General features: G+C 64.7%; 17 protein-coding genes. 11 read left to right on the forward strand and 6 right to left on the reverse strand.

Translation table 11 applies throughout. The features are described 5' to 3' along the window. Positions 1-46: 46 nt before the first annotated feature. A complete protein-coding gene (locus tag AT959_RS19475; protein WP_066887142.1) occupies positions 47-1,309 on the reverse strand; it encodes an Hsp70 family protein in 1,263 nt (420 codons plus the stop codon). 63 nt (positions 1,310-1,372) lie between these two features. After that, a complete protein-coding gene (locus AT959_RS19480) occupies positions 1,373-2,062 on the reverse strand; it encodes an SIMPL domain-containing protein (RefSeq protein ID WP_066887145.1) in 690 nt (229 codons plus the stop codon). A gap of 126 nt (positions 2,063-2,188) precedes the next feature. Between AT959_RS19480 and pncC the strand changes: the two genes are divergently transcribed. After that, entirely contained in the window at positions 2,189-2,689 is a 501-nt protein-coding gene (pncC, locus tag AT959_RS19485) for a nicotinamide-nucleotide amidase (RefSeq protein ID WP_066887148.1), read from the forward strand. A gap of 51 nt (positions 2,690-2,740) precedes the next feature. On the opposite strand, the gene AT959_RS19490 is transcribed toward pncC, so the two are convergent. Then, the gene (locus AT959_RS19490; RefSeq protein ID WP_066887151.1) at positions 2,741-3,181 is read right to left on the reverse strand and encodes a DUF302 domain-containing protein; all 441 of its coding nucleotides are present in this window, start codon (positions 3,179-3,181) and stop codon (positions 2,741-2,743) included. Between the two features lie 176 nt (positions 3,182-3,357). Between AT959_RS19490 and AT959_RS19495 the strand changes: the two genes are divergently transcribed. Beyond that, a complete protein-coding gene (locus tag AT959_RS19495) occupies positions 3,358-3,753 on the forward strand; it encodes an Hpt domain-containing protein (protein WP_066887154.1) in 396 nt (131 codons plus the stop codon). A 66-nt stretch (positions 3,754-3,819) separates the two neighbouring features. On the opposite strand, the gene AT959_RS19500 is transcribed toward AT959_RS19495, so the two are convergent. Both AT959_RS19500 and ubiB read right to left on the reverse strand, forming a co-directional pair. After that, positions 3,820-7,098, reverse strand: coding sequence for a DEAD/DEAH box helicase (locus AT959_RS19500; RefSeq protein ID WP_066887157.1), 3,279 nt, complete (start codon positions 7,096-7,098; stop codon positions 3,820-3,822). A gap of 6 nt (positions 7,099-7,104) precedes the next feature. Next, on the reverse strand, positions 7,105-8,625 hold the full coding sequence (ubiB, locus tag AT959_RS19505; protein WP_066887160.1) for a ubiquinone biosynthesis regulatory protein kinase UbiB: 1,521 nt from the start codon (positions 8,623-8,625) through the stop codon (positions 7,105-7,107). 224 nt (positions 8,626-8,849) lie between these two features. Between ubiB and AT959_RS19510 the strand changes: the two genes are divergently transcribed. Genes AT959_RS19510 through trmB form a run of 9 tightly spaced genes read left to right on the forward strand, consistent with a single transcriptional unit; the run spans position 8,850 to position 16,506 of the window. Further along, positions 8,850-10,367, forward strand: coding sequence for a GGDEF domain-containing protein (locus AT959_RS19510; RefSeq protein ID WP_066887163.1), 1,518 nt, complete (start codon positions 8,850-8,852; stop codon positions 10,365-10,367). A gap of 10 nt (positions 10,368-10,377) precedes the next feature. Beyond that, on the forward strand, positions 10,378-10,878 hold the full coding sequence (locus tag AT959_RS19515; RefSeq protein WP_066887166.1) for a DNA-deoxyinosine glycosylase: 501 nt from the start codon (positions 10,378-10,380) through the stop codon (positions 10,876-10,878). A 51-nt stretch (positions 10,879-10,929) separates the two neighbouring features. Next, entirely contained in the window at positions 10,930-12,693 is a 1,764-nt protein-coding gene (argS, locus tag AT959_RS19520; RefSeq protein WP_066887169.1) for an arginine--tRNA ligase, read from the forward strand. A gap of 12 nt (positions 12,694-12,705) precedes the next feature. Continuing rightward, entirely contained in the window at positions 12,706-13,356 is a 651-nt protein-coding gene (locus AT959_RS19525; RefSeq protein WP_066887172.1) for an SPOR domain-containing protein, read from the forward strand. A gap of 3 nt (positions 13,357-13,359) precedes the next feature. Further along, entirely contained in the window at positions 13,360-13,998 is a 639-nt protein-coding gene (locus AT959_RS19530) for a thiol:disulfide interchange protein DsbA/DsbL (RefSeq protein WP_066887174.1), read from the forward strand. Further along, on the forward strand, positions 13,999-14,769 hold the full coding sequence (locus AT959_RS19535) for an SDR family oxidoreductase (RefSeq protein ID WP_066887176.1): 771 nt from the start codon (positions 13,999-14,001) through the stop codon (positions 14,767-14,769). It abuts the gene before it with no gap. 4 nt (positions 14,770-14,773) lie between these two features. Next, positions 14,774-14,977, forward strand: a complete 204-nt coding sequence (gene thiS / locus AT959_RS19540; RefSeq protein ID WP_066887179.1) for a sulfur carrier protein ThiS — start codon at positions 14,774-14,776, stop codon at positions 14,975-14,977. 15 nt (positions 14,978-14,992) lie between these two features. Continuing rightward, positions 14,993-15,775: a thiazole synthase gene (locus tag AT959_RS19545; protein ID WP_066887182.1), complete on the forward strand. Its 783-nt coding sequence runs from the start codon at positions 14,993-14,995 to the stop codon at positions 15,773-15,775. Further along, a complete protein-coding gene (gene trmB / locus AT959_RS19550) occupies positions 15,772-16,506 on the forward strand; it encodes a tRNA (guanosine(46)-N7)-methyltransferase TrmB (RefSeq protein WP_066887185.1) in 735 nt (244 codons plus the stop codon). The genes AT959_RS19545 and trmB overlap by 4 nt, the downstream gene beginning before the upstream one ends. Positions 16,507-16,524: 18 nt before the next feature. Here trmB and AT959_RS19555 read toward each other — a convergent pair whose 3' ends face one another. Beyond that, positions 16,525-17,259 carry a hypothetical protein gene (locus AT959_RS19555; RefSeq protein WP_066887188.1) on the reverse strand — a complete coding sequence of 245 codons (735 nt, stop codon included), beginning with the start codon at positions 17,257-17,259 and terminating at the stop codon, positions 16,525-16,527. Positions 17,260-17,455: the final 196 nt, after the last annotated feature.

Below are 17,455 nucleotides of genomic sequence, written 5' to 3' on the forward strand. Positions count from 1 at the left end.
GTGGTGGCGGCGGGAGCGGGGAAAGGGTGGAGTTTACCCGCTTCGCTCAGCCAAAGCGTCGCGCTGCGTCAACGGCGAGGCCGGCGCCGATGCTGCCGAACAGATCGCCTTCGACGGCGCGGGCTTTGGGGAGCTGGGCGGCGATGCGCTGGCGCAGGGCGGGAATGCCGCTCGAGCCGCCGGTGAAGAAGATGCTGTCGATGCGGTCGGCGGCGATGCCGGCCTGCGGCAGCAGGCGGGCGACGGTCGTTTCGACCTTTTCGACCAGTTGCGTACTGGCCAGTTCGAATTCGAGGCGGCTCAGCGTGTGCATCTCGCCGGGCGAAAAGGCTTCCAGCGTCAGCGGCGCGCTGTCCTGGTCCGACAGCGCGATCTTGGCCTGCTCGATCTGGTGCGCCAGCCAGTGGCCGGCCTTGTGCTCGATCAGGGCGAGCAGGCGTTCGAGGCGTTCCGGCTCCAGGGCGTCGATGTAGAGCCGCTGCTGCTCGGCCCAGACCTGGCGGGTGTAGGCGAAATTGATGGTGTGCCAGGTGGCGAGGTTGAAATACAGGCTGGCCGGCATTTCGCGGCCGCTCTTCAGGGCGCTGCGGTAGCCGAGCAGGGGCATGACACTGCTCAGGCTGAGCTGGCGGTCGAAGTCGGTGCCGCCGATATGGACGCCGCCGTTGGCCAGCACGTCGCTGCGGCGGTCGGCCTGTTTGGCGCGCTCGGGCGACAGGCGGACGATGGAAAAGTCGGAGGTGCCGCCGCCGATGTCGGCGATGAGGACGATCTCTTCGTGGTGCAGGCTGGTTTCGTAATGGTAGGCGGCGGCAATCGGCTCGAACTGGAAGCTGATGTCGCGAAAACCGATGGCGCGGGCGATGTCGCCAAGCGTGCTTTCGGCCAGCTGGTCGGCGGCCGGGTTGTCGTCGACGAAGAAGACCGGGCGGCCGAAAACCGCTTCGTCGAAACGGCGGCCGGTTTGCGCCTCGGCCCGGCTTTTCAGGGTGCCGATGAATTCCTTGAGCAGGTCGCGGAAGACGATGGCGCGGCCATTCACTTCGGTGCGGCCGTCGATCAGGCTGCTGCCGAGCAGGCTTTTCAGCGAGCGCATCAGGCGGCCTTCGTAGCCGTCGAGGTATTGCCCGAGCCCGGCCCGGCCGAAGCTGACGCTGTCTTCCTCGGCATTGAAGAAGACGACCGAGGGCAGCGTCACCTTGTCGTCTTCGAGCGCCAGCAGCGTCGGGCGGCCGGGGTTCAGCCAGCCGACGGTGGAGTTGGAGGTGCCGAAGTCGATGCCGCAGGCGCGGGCGGGTGAAACGTGCATGAACTGGCCGGAAAAATGTGGGGGCGCGCGATGCTACGCGGGGCCTCCGGCAAAGTCCAGAAACTAATCGGCCAGCTCGATTTCGCCGCTGATGCTGCTCGAAATCTGGCTTTCGCCGGCCTCCAGCGGCACCGGGGCGGCATCGCTGGCCATTTCCATCTTCGCCGCGCGCAGCATCGGCATCGGCGGCACCTGGCTGCTCTGCTGGATGTTCAGGCGCTTGATCTTGTACGGCTTGCCGAGCGTGCCGGCGACCAGCGCGGCGCGCGCCTCGAAGGCGCGGATCGCATCCTGGGTGACGCCTTCCTCGACCAGTCGGCGCGTCGCCGGCGACGGCAACTGGCTGACATTGCCGAGGGCCAGCTTCATCTGCTGCAGTTTGGCCAGCAGTTCGGACAGTGCGGCGCCATCCTTCGACTCCAGCACCAGCTCCGAACGCATCCGCCAGCTTTCAATCTTGCGATTGTTGCCGTACACCGGGTAGGTGTGCTGGTTGCCGCTTTTGACCGAAATGCCGGCCTTGCCCTTGATCAGGCGCAGCGCCTCGGCGATTTCCTGATTGACCCGCTTCGCCAGTTCGGCCGGATCGGCGGCATTGGCTTCGGCATAGACGACGGCGCGCAGCAGGTCGTTGGCGGCCGGCCGACTGGCTTCGGCCGACAGTTCGATCAGCGTGCCGGCCTGGGCGGCGGGCAGCAGCAGGCTGCCGGCGAGCAGCGGGATGGCAAGCAAGGCGAAGGTTTTGGCAGGCATGGTGGGGAGTCTCCCGGTCGGTATGGTGCGTCGAATTATGCACCTGTCAGACGGAGCGGCCGGCGTGAAATTAAGGCAGCGGGGATCGTCACAAAACGGCAGTGGGCGAATGCTAAAATTTGCCCGATGAATGAACTTGAAACCCTCTCCGAACGTCTTGGCACAACGCTTCTCGCCCGCGGCGAATGGCTGGCCGCCGCCGAATCCTGCACCGGTGGCTGGCTGGCCCAGTCGGTAACGGCGATTGCCGGCAGTTCCACCTGGTTCGACCGGGGCTTCGTCACCTATTCCAATGCCGCCAAGGTCGAGATGCTCGGTGTGCCGGAAACAACGCTCGAACGCCACGGTGCGGTTTCCGAAGCGACCGCCCGCGCCATGGCGCAGGGCGTGCTGCGCAACAGCCGGGCCGACTGGGCGGTGGCGATTACCGGCATTGCCGGGCCGAGCGGCGGTTCGCCGGAAAAGCCGGTCGGCACCGTCTGCTTCGCCTGGGCACAGAAAGACAAGGGCTGCGAGGCGCAGGTCTGCCAGTTCGCCGGCGACCGCGCCGCCGTCCGCGAGCAGTCGGTGCGCCATGCGCTGAACGGCTTGCTGAAGCGGGTGATGGCGGCCAGCATGCTGGCCTGACGGCTCGCTTTTAGGGCAGTCCTGCGGTCGACCGCCGTAAAAGGCCGATTCTCAGCGGCCGGCTTCGCCGGCAATTTCACCAAGCAGCGCTTCGATGGCCGGCGCCGCCTTGCCCTGCGGCTTGCGATAGGCGACCCAGGTACGTGCCGTCTCGCCGGGCAGCGCATAGACGGCGATCGAGAACGGGCAGAGCACGATGTTGTGCGGGTCGGCCTCCATCATTCGGCGCGACAACCCGGCCGAGCAGAATTCGATGATCTCGGCTTTGGCGAAGACCGGCCGGTTGGTCCCGAGATCGGCCCCGGTGCGGGCCAGCATATCGGCGATATGCGAGGTGTAATTGACGACCAGACCGCGGTTCTCGATGCCGAGGACGATCGCTTCGCGGGTTTCCTCGAAGCTGCTGCCGACCTGGCGGCGCACCATCCAGTCGTCGGCCAAGGCGCTACCGGCGGTAAAGAGCAAGGCGAGCAGGGCGAGCGGACGGCGCATGACAGACCTCAATCAGGATTCGTTGATGGACGGATTGTACGCCGGCCAGCCCGGCGAAAAATATGCCGTTTTGAATGTGCCAGAGTGCGGGCTGGTCGGGGATAATCCGGCCCATAAGGGTGGCCGCTCCGTTGCTGCCGACGATTGTTGGCGGGGCCGGTACTGGGGGAATTGTTATGTCAAATGAAAATGCTGCGGTCGTCCTCGATACGGCGCTCGGCTTGCACTCGATGAATGGCAACGTCCGGCTTTATTGCCGTCTGCTCAAGGTGTACCGCGACGAAAGCGCGATCAGCCTGCCGGCGCTGCACAGCGCACTGGCCGAGGGCGATGCCGAGTCGATCGAACATCTGGCCCACCGCCTGAAGGGCGGCAGCGGCACGCTCGGCCTGCCCACCGTCCAGCAGGCGGCACAGGCGCTGGAACTGGCCGCCAAGCAAGGCGCCGCCGCCGGGCAGTTGACGGCCTTGCTGCTCAGCCTGGAGAGCATTCAGCAGCAGGGTATCGAGGCGATTGCCGAGTATCTCGCGCTGGCCGATACGTCGACGCCGGAAGGCGGCAGCGCTTCCTGAGGCGGGGCCGTTCCCCGAGTCCTGCGGTCGACCTCGGTAAACCGGCAAAAATGCCGGCGGCCCGATTTAGCCGGGTAGAGGCTCGAACAGCGCGGCGAGATCGTCGGTGCCGAATTTGACGTCCACGCGGTGGTCGTCGGACAGGATGCCGGCCGCCAGTTCAGCCTTGCGTTCCTGCAGCGCGAGAATTTTTTCCTCGATACTGCCGCCGACGATCAGCTTGTAGACGAAGACCGGCTTGTCCTGGCCGAGGCGGTGCGCCCGGTCGGTGGCCTGGTTTTCGACGGCCGGATTCCACCACGGATCGTAGTGGATCACGGTGTCGGCCGCGGTCAGGTTGAGACCGACGCCGCCGGCCTTCAAGCTGATCAGGAAGATCGGCACATCGCCGTCCTGGAAGCGGCGGATCTGCGCTTCGCGGTCGTCGGTGCTGCCGGTGAGCAGCGCGTAGGGAATGCCGATTTCGTTCAGTTCGTCCTCGATCAGCGCCAGCATGCTGGTGAATTGCGAGAAGACGAGAATCTTGCGCCCTTCATCGACCAATTCCGGCAGCATCGCCATCAGCAGATCGAGCTTGGCCCGTTCCTTGACTTTCTTGGCGGCGTTGGCCTTGACCAGGCGCGGGTCGCAGCAGACCTGGCGCAGCTTCAAGAGGGCGTCGAGGATGACGATCTGGCTGCGTGCGAAACCGCGGTTGGCGATTTCGTCGCGGACCTTGGCGTCCATCGCGGCGCGCACCGTTTCGTAGAGGTCGCGCTGGCTGCCTTCGAGTTCGACCGAACGGATGATGATGGTTTTCGGTGGCAGTTCCTGGGCGACGTCTTCTTTCTTGCGGCGCAGGATGAAGGGCCGGATGCGGCGGGCCAGCAGGTCGCGGCGCTGGGTGTCGCCGACCTTCTCGATCGGCGTCCGCCAGTGCTTGGTGAACTGCTTGCTGGTGCCGAGGAAGCCGGGCAGCAGGAAGTCGAACTGGCTCCACAGTTCGCCGAGGTGGTTCTCGAGCGGCGTGCCGGTCAGGCACAGGCGATGCCGGGCGTCGATCTTGCGCACCGCTTCGGCGCTCTGGCTCTGGGCGTTCTTGACCGTCTGCGCCTCGTCGAGGATGAGCAGGTGGTAGCTGTGCTGCATCAGCACGTCGGCGTCGCGCCAGAGCAGCGGATAGGTGGTCAGCACGACGTCGTGCTCGGCGATTTCGCCGAAGCGGCTCTTGCGTTCCGGGCCGTGCAGCGACAGCACCTTGAGGCCGGGCGCAAAGCGGGCGGCTTCGTTCTTCCAGTTGAAGATCAGCGAGGTCGGCAGAACGATCAGCGTCGGCTTGTCGAGGCGGCCGCCTTCCTTTTCCAGCAGCAGGTGGGCCAGCGTCTGCGCCGTCTTGCCGAGGCCCATGTCGTCGGCCAGGATGCCGGACAGGTTCTGCTCGCGCAGGAACTGCAGCCAGGCCAGGCCTTCCTTCTGGTAAGGGCGCAATTCGAGGCCGAGGCCGGCCGGCGGTTCGATGTCGACGATGCCCTGCGCCAGACGCAGTTTGTCGGCCAGGGCCAGCACGTCGCTTTGCCCCTTGAACTGCCAGCGGCTGGTGTCGTTCAGCTCGGCCAGGCGTGGCGCGTCGAAGCGCGACAGGCGCAGCGTTTCACCGCCGCTGAAGCCGTCGAAAAGGTCGATCAACGTCGCCGCCAGCGGCTTGATGCGGCCGGCCGGGACGCGCAGGCGCTTGCCGCGCGCGGTGTGCAGTTCGACCGGCTCTTCATCGGGGATGAAAGCCAGCTGCAGCGCTTCCAGCCAGCGCGCATCGCGCCGGAAGAGGCCGGCCAGCAGAGGTGCCAGCGGCAGGCGCTCGCCTTCGACGATGATCCCCATGTCGAGGTCGAACCAGCCGTTTTCCGATTCGATGAGGTCGGCTTCCCAACCTTCGACATCGAGAACGTGATGACGGAAGTCTTCCGGGAACTCGACCTGCCAGCCGCCGGCTTTCAGACGGTCGATACCGTTCTGCATGAAGACCGTCCACTGGCCTTCGTCGACCAGGCCGTAGATGCCCTGCGGTGGGCTGCCGAAGGTGGACAGCGTATGGCCGGGAATCTTCTCCAGACCGCTGCCGGATAGCACCTGCAGGGCGGCCGCTTCGGCTTCAGGCCTGCGTTTCAGGCGGACCGTCTCGCCTTCCGGCAGGGTGATGAATTCATGGCGTTCTTCCGGCCGGATTTCGGCATCGGCGTAACGGAAGATGACGCGGGCGATGTCGAACGGGCCGCCGCTGAAACTCTGCGGATAGCCGCGCCAGGCGCGGTAGCCGTGGGTGTGGATGGTGTCGAGCTGGAGGATGGCCTGCAGCGGCGCATCGATCAGGCGCAGGCGGGCGCTGGCATCCTCGGCCGGCGGCGGCAGTTCGGGCGCCAGTTCGGACAGCGCCTCGGCGACCAGCGCCGCTTCCTTGGCCGACAGCGGCGGCAGGTTGAACAGCTTGCTGACCACGTCCGGGTTGCCGGTGACTTCGAGGGCACCGGTTTCGCCGGCATTGAAATCGAGGTACCACGGCGGGTCGACCGGCACGATCATGTCGGCCGACGGTTCGGGCTTCAGGTAAGGGCGCTGGAAGCCGGCCGCGTCGACCTGCCAGCCGATGCTGGCCGGCCGGCTGCCGCCGGCGTGCAGCGGCAAGGCCAGGTCGTCCTGCGAATAGAGGCGGTGGCTGGCGGCCATTCGCTGCAGCGCTTCGGCACCGTGCCGGGGGCCGAGGCCGAAGGCGCGCAGGCCGCTTTCCTGGCCGCGATCGGCCCAGATCAGGCGCAGGATGCCGAGGTCTTCTTCATTGACGAACTGCGGCGGTGTGACCAGCGCGCGGTCGACCTTCCACCATTCCTCGGCGTTTTCCGGGTACTTGCCCTTGCGGATCTCGATGCCGAAATAGCGCTTGTCGGCCGTCCATTTCAGGATGTAGAACAACTGCTGGCGGGCGCCGCTCGGTCGGGCCTTCTTCTTGGCGACGGCGACCGAGGCGCGCCTCAGATCCTCGACCCAGGACAGCACGCCGGGGCTGACCCGTTCGACCGGGTTGCGCTCCTCGATGGCCTTGAGCAGCGTTGCCGCGACGTGCTTGCAGTCCACGCCGACCGGGCAGGTGCAGCCGCTGATCAGCGAAACGTTGCCGTTCTTGTGCTGGACGAGGCGGGCGATCGAGGTATAGGGCTTGCGGGCCGAGCCGGGCACGACGGCGCGCAGGCGCTCTTCCTCGACATCCAGTTCGCGGATCAGGTCAACATAGGGGCGGGCCTTGGCGACTTCGGCTTCGCCGAGCCATTCGATGACATCGGCCTCGGTATAAGTGGTCAGGGTGACGGCAGACATTCCGGGTCAGCGAAACAGCGCGGCGGCCAGGCAGGCCAGCAGCAGGGCGATGATGGCGAGCCAGCGGTTCTGCTGGCGCTGGGCGGCGATCAGTTGATCGAATTGGGGCTGCAGATCGGCCTTGTGCGGTTGGGCCAGCGCCTGATGGACGAGGCGGGGCAGTTGCGGAATGGTCCGCGCCAGGTAGGGTGCTTCCTGCTTGAAGGTCTTGACCAGGCCGCGCCAGCCGACCTGCTCACTCATCCAGCGTTCGAGGAAGGGCTTGGCAGTTTTCCACAGGTCGAGCTCGGGGTCGAGCTGGCGGCCGAGGCCTTCGATGTTGAGCAGCGTCTTCTGCAGCATGACCAGTTGCGGCTGGATCTCGACATTGAAGCGACGCGAGGTCTGGAATAGCCGGAGCAGGATCTTGCCGAAGGAAATGTCCTTCAGCGGGCGGTCGAAGATCGGCTCGCAGACAGCGCGGATGGCGGCCTCGAATTCATCGACCCGGGTCTCCTTCGGCGCCCAGCCGGATTCGATGTGGGCTTCGGCGACCCGCTTGTAGTCGCGGCGGAAGAAGGCGAGGAAGTTCTGCGCCAGGTAGTTCTTGTCGCTGTCGGTCAACGTCCCGACGATGCCGAAATCGAGCGCGATGTAGCGGCCGTCGGCGTGCACGAAGATGTTGCCGGGGTGCATGTCGGCATGGAAGAAACCGTCGCGGAAGACCTGGGTGAAGAAGATTTCGACACCGGCTTCGGACAGTTTCGAGAGGTCGATGCCGTCGGCGCGCAGCTTGTCGATCTGCGAAATCGGCGTGCCCTTCATCCGTTCCATGACCATCACCGTCGAGGTGCAGTGGTCCCAATGCACTTCGGGCACGATCAGCAGCTTCGAATCGGTGAAGTTGCGCCGCAGTTGCGAGGCGTTGGCCGCTTCGCGCATCAGATCGAGTTCGTCGCGCAGGTACTTGGCGAATTCGGCGACCACTTCCCGTGGTTTCAGGCGCTTGCCGTCCGACCACAGCTTTTCGAGGAGCAGCGCGAAATTGTCCATCAGCGCCAGGTCGTGGTCGATGACCGACATCATGTTCGGGCGCAGGATCTTGACGGCGACTTCATGGCCGCCATCTTCTTCGCGCAACTTGGCGAAATGGACCTGGGCGATCGAGGCCGAGGCGACCGGCACCGGGTCGAATTCGGCGAAGACTTCGCTGGCCGGGCGGCCGTAGGCCTTTTCGATCTCGGCCAGGGCGAGCTGCGAATCGAAGGGTGGTACGCGGTCCTGCAGGCGGGCCAGCTCGTCGGCGATGTCGGTCGGCATCAGGTCGCGCCGGGTGGACAGCACCTGGCCGAACTTGACGAAAATCGGGCCGAGCGCTTCGAGGGCCAGGCGCAGGCGCAGGGCGCGCGGTGCCGAGAGGTCGCGCCAGAATTGCAGGGCATTGGCGAGGCGGACCAGGCGGCCGCTCGGCTCGTGTTCGAGCACCATTTCGTCCAGGCCGAAACGGCTGGCGACGGAGGCGATCTTGAGCAGGCGGAGGAGACGCATGGCGGCAGGGGATGCCGGTCGGGCCGGGCAATGAAGCGAAACGAGCATGTTAACACGTGGTCGGCCGTTGCGGCCCCGTGTTTTCGAGTTTGCCGACACTGCTCGGGGCGGAGTGTGCCGTCTTTGAACATTGATGCAGACGGCGAAATGCAATAGCTATAAACTCCGCGGGCGGGGCGCTTGCCCCTGTCTGTTTCCAGCCGAGACCTATCCAGATTGCTTCGATGAGCGAACCGAAACAACCCTTCGAAATTGCCCGGGAGGCATTGAAACGCCTGGCGGCTCGCCAACTGGCGCCGACCCCGGCCAATTATCAGGCCTGCTACAACGAAATCGCCAAGCTGCCCAATATCGTGCCTTTCCCCGAGCCGCCGCTGCGTCAGTTGGCGGAGGCGCTGGTGGCGCGCAGTCCGGAACAGAAGCTGGCAGTCGAGCAACTCGGCGCGGCGATTGCTCGGCGCAGTTGGCAAGGCGTGCAGGATGCGCTGCTCGGCTTTGTCGCCGCCGCCGGCGGGCCGGCCAGGGAGCCGGAACTGAAAATTCTGCCCGTGCTGCCGGTCGAGTTCGCCGCCAAGCTGGCGCGCTTCGTCGAATGCGTGCTGCCGGCGCTCGGCGACGACAACGAACGGATCAGCGAGATGTCGGGCGAGTTCCTGCATGCCCTACGCCAGCCCGAGCTTGATCTGCCGGCAGTGCAGGGCATGCTGGCCAATCTGAGCCACCAGGTGCTGTTCGCCGCCGAGGAGCAGGTCGAGATCAAGGAGTCGCTGCTCAAGCTGCTGCACCTGATCATCGAGAATATCGGCGAGCTGAGCCTTGACGACAGCTGGCTGAAAGGCCAGGTCGACGGCTTGCTGGCGACCGTCGTGCCGCCGCTCAGTCTGCGCCATCTGGACGAAATGGAGCGCCGCCTGCGCGATGTGATGGTCAAGCAGAGCGAGGCGAAAAGCCGCTCGATCGAAGCGCAGGAGGAAATGCGCCAGATGCTGAGCGCCTTCATCGAGCGCCTGGCGACGATGAGCGAGTCGAGTGCGGCCTTTCAGGGGCGGATCGAGGAAAGCGCCCGGCTGATCGAAGGCATCCAGCGGGTCGAGGATCTGGCGCCGCTACTGAAGGACGTGATCGGCGCAACCCGGTCGATGGTCGAGGAAACGGCGCAATCGCGCCAGCAATTGCAGGTTTTGCAGGAGAAGGTGCTCAACACCGAGGCCGAACTGGTCCAGTTGCACCTCGAACTCGACAACGCCAGCGCGCTGGCCCGCCACGACCCGCTGACCGACGCGCTGAATCGCAAGGGGCTGGACGAAGCGCTGGTCCGTGAAATCGCCAACATGCGGCGCAAGGAAACGCCCTTGTCGCTGAGTTTGCTCGACATCGACAATTTCAAGAAGCTGAATGACCGGCTCGGTCACGAGGCGGGGGATGATGCGCTGATCCATCTGGCCAATATCGCCCGCAAATGCATGCGGCCGACCGACACGCTGGCCCGTTACGGCGGCGAGGAATTCGTCATCCTGATGCCGGATACGCCGCTCGAGAACGGCATCGAGGTGATGACCCGCTTGCAGCGCGAACTGACCAAGGCTTTCTTCCTGTCCGGTCGCGAAAAGGTATTGATCACCTTCAGCGCCGGTGTCGCCCAGTTGGCGACGGAAGAGTCCGGCGCCGATGCCATCAAGCGGGCCGATCAGGCGATGTATCTGGCCAAGCGGGCCGGCAAGAACCGGGTGATGGCCGGCTGAGCCTTCCCTGATGGATTTGTCGTACGGTTTCCCGCCGGTCGCCAGCGGCGAAGCCCGCCTGCTGATCCTCGGCAGCATGCCGGGCCAGGCCTCGCTGCAGGCCGCCCAGTACTACGCCCATCCGCGCAATGCCTTCTGGCGGATCATGGGCGACCTGCTTGGTGCCGGTCCCGAGCTGCCTTATCCGCAGCGCCTGGTTCGCCTGCAGGCGGCCGGGATTGCGCTGTGGGACGTCATTGCCGCCTGCGAGCGAGGCGGCAGCCTGGATGCGGACATTGTCGGGGCCTCGGTCCGGGCCAACGATTTTTCGGTTTTTTTGGCCGTACACCGCAGCATTGAGCAAATTTTCTTCAATGGGGCGGCCGCCGAGGCGAGTTTTCGCCGGCATGTGCTGCCCGGCCTGGCCGAGCGGCCGCTGGCCCTGCATCGGCTGCCATCGACCAGTCCGGCCCATGCCGCGCGCAGTTACGCCGACAAGCTGGCCGCCTGGTCGGTGATAGTCGCCAAATAAACGGGCAGCGGCATCGTATAATCAACGTTTTGCTTTTTAAGCTGCAAATCAATGGCCCAAGACGTCAAAACCCAGCTGACCGCCCTGTTGCAACAGGCGCTGGCCAGCGTTGCCCCCAGCGCAACCGATACCCCGATTCACCTCGAACGCCCGCGCGACCCGACGCACGGCGACTTCGCGACCAACCTGGCGATGCAACTGGCCAAGGCGCTGAAGAAGAACCCGCGCGAAATCGCCCAGCAGCTGCTCAATGAATTGCCGGCCTCGGCGCTGGTCACCAAGGCCGACGTGGCAGGGGCCGGTTTCATCAATTTCACGCTCGACACCGGCACCAAGACCGACGTCGTCAAGGCCGTGCTGGCCGAAGCCGAGAATTTCGGCCGCTCGACGGTGGGCGGCTGGCAGAAGGTGCAGGTCGAATTCGTCTCGGCCAATCCGACCGGGCCGCTGCACGTCGGCCATGGCCGCGGTGCCGCCTACGGCGCTTCGCTGTCCAGCCTGCTGACTTTCGCCGGCTGGGACGTCACCCGCGAGTATTACGTCAATGACGCCGGCCGCCAGATGGATATCCTCGGCCTGTCGACCTGGCTGCGCTATCTCGAACAGCACGACGTGGTCGTGCCTTTCCCGCCCAATGCCTACCAGGGCGCCTACGTCCGCGACATGGCGGCGCAGTTGAAGCATGCCCATGGCGACAAGTACGTGCGCAGCGCCGAGGCCGTACTGGCCGGCACGCCGGGCCTGCCGGAAGCCGCTCGGGCCGACGACGAAGCCAAGCAGCAGCGCGAACTGCATCTCGATGCGCTGATCGCGCAGGCCAAGGAACTGCTCGGCCCGGACTGGGAGTATGTCCATCAGCACGCCTTGAATGAGCAGCTGGCCGACTGCCGCGACGATCTGAAGGAGTTTGGCGTCGAATTCGAAGTCTGGTACTCCGAAAAAGCCTTGTACGACACCGGTCTGGTCGCCCGCTGCGTTGACCTGCTGGAAAAGAAGGGTCACCTCTACGTCCAGAACGGCGCCCGCTGGTTCAAGTCCACCGCCTTCGGCGACGAGAAGGACCGCGTCGTCCAGCGCGAGAACGGCCTGTACACCTATTTCGCTTCCGACATCGCCTACCACCTGAACAAGTTTGAGCGCGGTTTCGACAAGGTCATCAACATCTGGGGTGCTGATCACCACGGCTACATCCCGCGCGTCACCGGCGCCATCAAGGCGCTGGAACTTGACTCCGACAAGCTGCAGGTCGCCCTCGTCCAGTTCGCCGTGCTTTACCGCAACGGCCAGAAGGCTTCGATGTCCACGCGTTCCGGCGAGTTCGTCACGCTGCGCGAACTGCGCAAGGAAGTCGGCAACGATGCCTGCCGTTTCTTCTACGCGCTGCGCAAGTCCGACCAGCACCTCGACTTCGACCTCGATCTGGCGAAGAGCCAGACCAACGAAAACCCGGTCTATTACATCCAGTACGCCCACGCTCGCATCTGCTCGGTGGTCAACCAGTGGGCCGGCGATGCCGCCGCGCTGGCCGGGGCTGACCTGTCGCTGCTCAGCAATCCGCGCGAACTGGCTATCGCTAATCAGCTTGCCCAGTTCCGCGAAGTGATCGAGACGGCGGCGCGCGATCTGGCGCCGCACATGATCGCCTTCTACCTGAAGGATCTGGCTGGCGAGTTCCACGGCTGGTACAACGCCGAGCGCATGCTGGTCGATGACGTCGCGCTGCGCGACGCGCGTGTCGCGCTGGCCACCGCCGTGCGTCAGGTGATCCGTAACGGCCTGGCCATCCTGGGCGTCAGCTGCCCGGAATCGATGTAAGGAAAGCCCTCGATGAGTCGCGATATGAAACCCCGCCGCAACCAGCCGGCCAAGAAGAAGTCCGGCGGTGGCACGCTGATCGGCATGTTCATCGGCCTCGTGCTCGGCGTCGGGGTCGCGGCCGGGGTCGTCTGGTATCTGAACAAGTCGCCATTGCCCTTCAATAAGCAGGTCCAGGCACCGCCGGCCAAGCCGGAAGGCTCCGCGCCGGCGAATGGCAAGGCGACGCCGCAGAACGGCCAGCCGATGGCGTTGCCGGGCAAGCCGGGCGACCCGATTCCCGAGAAGCGCTTCCAGTTCTACGACATTCTGCCGGGCAAGGCCGATGCGGTGCCGGACAAGGCCGCCAAGCCCGAGGCCAAGGCGGAAGAGCCGAAGAAGGAAGAAAAGAAGGAAGAAGCCAAGAAGGAGGAGCCGAAGGAAAGCAAGACGCCGCTCTTCCTGCAGGCCGGTTCCTTCAGCACGGCGCAGGATGCTGACAACCAAAAGGCCAAACTGGCGTTTATGGGAATAGAGGCCGTCATCCAGCAGGTGATGATCCAGGATAAAACCTTCTATCGCGTCCGGGTCGGCCCCTACACCAAGCTCGATGAATTGAACAAAACGCGCGCCGAACTGGCGAAAGCCGGGATTGACGCCCAACTTGCCAAAAACAAGGAGTAACGCATGAAGTTTGCCCGTCGTATTTTCCTCAGCGCGGTGCTAGGCGCTGCCGTGACCGTTTCGATGTCCTCTTTCGCCCAGTCGGCCGGCAAGGATTACACGCCGATAAGCCCGGTCCAACCGACCGAGGATGGCGCGAAGATCGAAGTACTCGAATTCTTCAGCTACGGTTGCCCGCACTGCAGCGACTTCAATCCGATTCTCCACGCCTGGGCCGGCAAGTTGCCGGCTGACGTCGTCGTCAAGAAGGTGCCGGTGACCTTTGGTCGCGCCGCCTGGGGCAATGTCGCCAAGCTCTACTACACGCTGGAAATCACCGGCGATCTCAACCGCCTGGAAGCCGATGTCTTCAAGGCCATCCATCAGGAACGCGCCAACCTGTTCGATGAAAAGGCCCTGACCGAATGGGTCGTCAAGAAAGGCGTCGATCAGAAGAAATTCACCGAAACCTTCAGCTCCTTCGGCGTCATGAGCAAGGTCAAGCGCGCCGACCAGATGGCGCAGGCCTACAAGATCCAGGGCGTGCCGGCCCTGGCCGTCGAAGGCAAGTACCTGGTTGGTGGCAAGGACTTCAACGAAGCGCTGGCCATTACCGACAAGCTGATTGCCAAGGCACGCAGCGAGAAGTCCGGCAAGAAGTAATTGACGCAGAAGGTCTTCATCACGGGCGCCTCGTCGGGTATCGGCGAGGCGCTTGCCGTTTACTACGCCGCGCAGGGCGCAACGCTGGGGCTGGTGGCGCGCCGTCGCGACTTTCTGGACGGGCTGAACCAACGCCTCGGCGGGCGCCACGCCTGCTATGCGCTCGACGTCGCCGATGCGCCGGCCCTGCACGATGCGGCGACCGACTTCATCTTCCGTTTCGGGGCGCCCGACATCATCATCGCCAATGCCGGCGTTTCGGCCGGGACGCTGACCGAGTGCGAGGAGGATCTCGACATCTTCCGGCGGGTGATGGATACCAACGTGTTCGGCATGGCGGCGACTTTCGCGCCGTTCATTCCGGCCATGCGCGTCGCCGGCGGCGAGCGGCGCCTGGTCGGCATCGCCTCGGTCGCTGGCATTCGCGGCCTGCCCGGGGCGGAAGCCTATTCGGCTTCGAAGGCGGCGGCGATCGCCTATCTGGAAAGCCTGCGCCTCGAAATGCGCCCTTACGGCATCAAGGTGGTGACCATTGCCCCCGGCTACATCGAAACGCCGATGACTGCGGTCAACCCCTACAAAATGCCCTTTTTGCTGCCGGTCGACCAAGCGGCCGAACGCTTCGCGGCGGCCATTGCGCGCGGCACCACCTACACCGTCATCCCATGGCCGATGGGCGTCGTCGCCAAGTTGCTGCGCGCGCTGCCCAACTGGCTCTACGACCGCCTGTTCACAAGCGCCCCGCGCAAGCCGCGCGGCTTGTTAAAATAGCCCGATGCTAGACCTCAAGATCAATGGCGAAGTCCGCCAGTTTCCCGCAGCGCTGACCGTGACCGGCCTGATCGACCAGCTCGGTTACACCGGCAAGCGCATCGCCGTCGAACGCAACGGCGAAATCGTCCCGAAAAGCCAGCATGCGACCACGCAGCTCGCCGCCGGCGACCAACTCGAAATCGTCGTCGCCGTCGGCGGCGGCTGAACCGGAGCACACTCCATGCATCAACTGACCATCGCCGGCAAGGCGTACCGTTCCCGCTTGCTGGTCGGCACCGGCAAGTACAAGGATTTCGCCGAAACGCGCGCCGCCATCGACGCCTCGGGCGCCGAGATCGTCACCGTCGCCATCCGTCGCACCAATATCGGCCAGGACGCCAGCCAGCCCAACCTGCTCGACGCCATTCCGCCGTCGCAATTCACCATCCTGCCCAATACCGCCGGCTGCTACACCGCCGACGACGCGGTGCGCACGCTGCGCCTGGCACGCGAACTGCTCGACGGCCATCCGCTGTGCAAGCTGGAAGTGCTCGGCGACCCGACCAATCTCTTCCCGAACATGCCGGAAACCCTGAAGGCCGCCGAAACGCTGGTCAAGGAAGGTTTCCAGGTCATGGTCTACTGCGCCGACGACCCGATCCAGTGCAAGATGCTGGAAGAAATCGGCTGCGTCGCGGTGATGCCGCTCGCTTCGCTGATCGGTTCCGGCATGGGCATCGTCAACCCGTGGAACCTGCGCCTGATCATCGACAACGCCAAGGTGCCGATCATCGTCGACGCCGGCGTTGGCACCGCGTCGGACGCGACCATCGCGATGGAGCTGGGCTGCGACGGCGTGCTGATGAACACCGCCATCGCCCACGCCAAAAATCCCGTACTGATGGCCAGCGCCATGAAAAAGGGCATCGAAGCCGGCCGCGAGGCTTTCCTGGCCGGCCGCATGGCCCGCAAATACTACTCGGCCGACCCGTCGTCGCCGACTTCCGGACTGATCGGCTCATGAGCGATACCCCCCTGATTCAACCGAGCGCCACCGCTGGCGACGGCACCTATACCGAAGGCCGTGAAGGCTACGGTCACATCAAGAGTTTCGTCCGCCGGGCCGGCCGCATGTCGGAAGCGCAGGAGCGCTACTACGCCGACATGATGCCGAAGATCGGCCTGGTCTATGCGCCGCAGCCGGTGGACCTGAACGCCTTCTTTGGTCGCGATAACCCGAAAGTGCTGGAAATCGGCACCGGCATGGGCGAGACGACGGCGAAGATCGCCGCGGCGCATCCCGAGATCGATTACCTCGGCGTCGAAGTGCATGTGCCGGGCGTCGGCGCCTTGTGCAAGCAGATTGCCGAGCGCGAACTGAGCAATCTGCGCATCTGCCAGCACGATGCCGTCGAAGTGGTGCGCGACATGCTGCCGGAAGGCTCGCTTGACGGCGTCCATGTCTTCTTCCCCGATCCTTGGCACAAGGCCCGCCACAACAAGCGCCGGTTGATCCAGCCGCCGTTCGTCGCGCTGCTCGCGTCGCGCCTGAAGCCGGGCGGCTATTTCCACTGCGCTACCGATTGGGAAGAGTATGCCCACCAGATGCTGGAAGTGCTGGCCGGCGATCCGTCGCTGGTCAATAGCGCCGAAGGTTTTGCGCCGCGTCCGGAATACCGGCCGCTGACCAAGTTCGAAAACCGCGGCCTGCGTCTCGGCCACGGCGTCTGGGACGTCATTTTCCGGAAGCGCTGAGCTTCCGGAACATCGGAGTCAGGCCGGCCGCGCCTTGCGGCGCCGGCCGAACAGCCCGAGGCCGCCGAGTGCGGTAGCCAGCAACAGGCCGCTGCCCGGTTCATCAACCGCGTTGGCGGCGAGGCTGGCCGGCAGCTGGGTGGCGACCAGATAGTCCTGGTAGCCGGTGCTGCTGCCAACACCACCCGATTTGCCGCTGGTATAGAAGGTGAAGCTGTAATTGTTGCTGCCGAATTGGCCGTCGATCTGGTTCAGCATGCCGTTCGCCAGCGAGACCAGGTTCTGCGTCGTCTGGTTGGTGGTGCGGACCAGGCCGCTGCCATCCAGCTTCAGGTCGCCGTCGGCAACGATTTCCCAGAGGGCGAGCTGGAAGGCGGCTGCGGCGTTGGCGCCGCCATTGTTGAGCTTCAGGGTGCTGGCGTAGGACTCAGAATACAGCTCGCGGATGTAGTTGGCCTTGGTCGTGCCGAAAATGCCGTCGAGGCTGCTGGTCAGGTAGCTCTGCTTGGTGGTTGGCGACCATTCCCAGGGATCGACGCAGAAGGCGAGGGCGCCGATGGCATTGTCGATGCTGAGGGTTTGCAGGCCGGCCCAGTAGTTGGCGGCGCCGGACTGGATCGGCAGGATCAGGCTGGTGGTCGATTGGCCGTTGGTCAGGCCGCTTTCCATGAGCAGCACCGGGGTGGCGGAAGCCGTGGTGGCGACGAGGCAGGCAACGGCGCTGAGCAGGCTTTTGATCGGCAGTTTTTTCATTGATGCGCTCCCCGAGCAGGTTTGTATTTGTTGGGGCCGAGCATAAGGCCGCGCATAAATATGGCCTGTGAAATGCCTCACGGTCGTCGCCAGTTGGCCGGGCTGTTAAACTCTCGCCCCGACTTGCCCGGGAAAATTCCGCCCGGGTCCGCCGCCGGGCGCCAGCGCCGGGTGGTCAGCAACCTTTTTAAGAGTT

It is taken from the genome of Dechloromonas denitrificans (genome assembly GCF_001551835.1).
In the GTDB taxonomy this organism is placed as follows: domain Bacteria; phylum Pseudomonadota; class Gammaproteobacteria; order Burkholderiales; family Rhodocyclaceae; genus Azonexus; species Azonexus denitrificans.

Bases quoted from the DNA above. Each gene is read 5' to 3' on its own strand.
- AT959_RS19475 (WP_066887142.1), bottom strand. From the start codon at position 1,309: ATGCACGTTTCACCCGCCCGCGCCTGCGGCATCGACTTCGGCACCTCC.
- AT959_RS19480 (WP_066887145.1), bottom strand. From the start codon at position 2,062: ATGCCTGCCAAAACCTTCGCCTTGCTTGCCATCCCGCTGCTCGCCGGC.
- pncC (WP_066887148.1), top strand. From the start codon at position 2,189: ATGAATGAACTTGAAACCCTCTCCGAACGTCTTGGCACAACGCTTCTC.
- AT959_RS19490 (WP_066887151.1), bottom strand. From the start codon at position 3,181: ATGCGCCGTCCGCTCGCCCTGCTCGCCTTGCTCTTTACCGCCGGTAGC.
- AT959_RS19495 (WP_066887154.1), top strand. From the start codon at position 3,358: ATGTCAAATGAAAATGCTGCGGTCGTCCTCGATACGGCGCTCGGCTTG.
- AT959_RS19500 (WP_066887157.1), bottom strand. From the start codon at position 7,098: ATGTCTGCCGTCACCCTGACCACTTATACCGAGGCCGATGTCATCGAA.
- ubiB (WP_066887160.1), bottom strand. From the start codon at position 8,625: ATGCGTCTCCTCCGCCTGCTCAAGATCGCCTCCGTCGCCAGCCGTTTC.
- AT959_RS19510 (WP_066887163.1), top strand. From the start codon at position 8,850: ATGAGCGAACCGAAACAACCCTTCGAAATTGCCCGGGAGGCATTGAAA.
- AT959_RS19515 (WP_066887166.1), top strand. From the start codon at position 10,378: ATGGATTTGTCGTACGGTTTCCCGCCGGTCGCCAGCGGCGAAGCCCGC.
- argS (WP_066887169.1), top strand. From the start codon at position 10,930: ATGGCCCAAGACGTCAAAACCCAGCTGACCGCCCTGTTGCAACAGGCG.
- AT959_RS19525 (WP_066887172.1), top strand. From the start codon at position 12,706: ATGAGTCGCGATATGAAACCCCGCCGCAACCAGCCGGCCAAGAAGAAG.
- AT959_RS19530 (WP_066887174.1), top strand. From the start codon at position 13,360: ATGAAGTTTGCCCGTCGTATTTTCCTCAGCGCGGTGCTAGGCGCTGCC.
- thiS (WP_066887179.1), top strand. From the start codon at position 14,774: ATGCTAGACCTCAAGATCAATGGCGAAGTCCGCCAGTTTCCCGCAGCG.
- AT959_RS19545 (WP_066887182.1), top strand. From the start codon at position 14,993: ATGCATCAACTGACCATCGCCGGCAAGGCGTACCGTTCCCGCTTGCTG.
- trmB (WP_066887185.1), top strand. From the start codon at position 15,772: ATGAGCGATACCCCCCTGATTCAACCGAGCGCCACCGCTGGCGACGGC.
- AT959_RS19555 (WP_066887188.1), bottom strand. From the start codon at position 17,259: ATGAAAAAACTGCCGATCAAAAGCCTGCTCAGCGCCGTTGCCTGCCTC.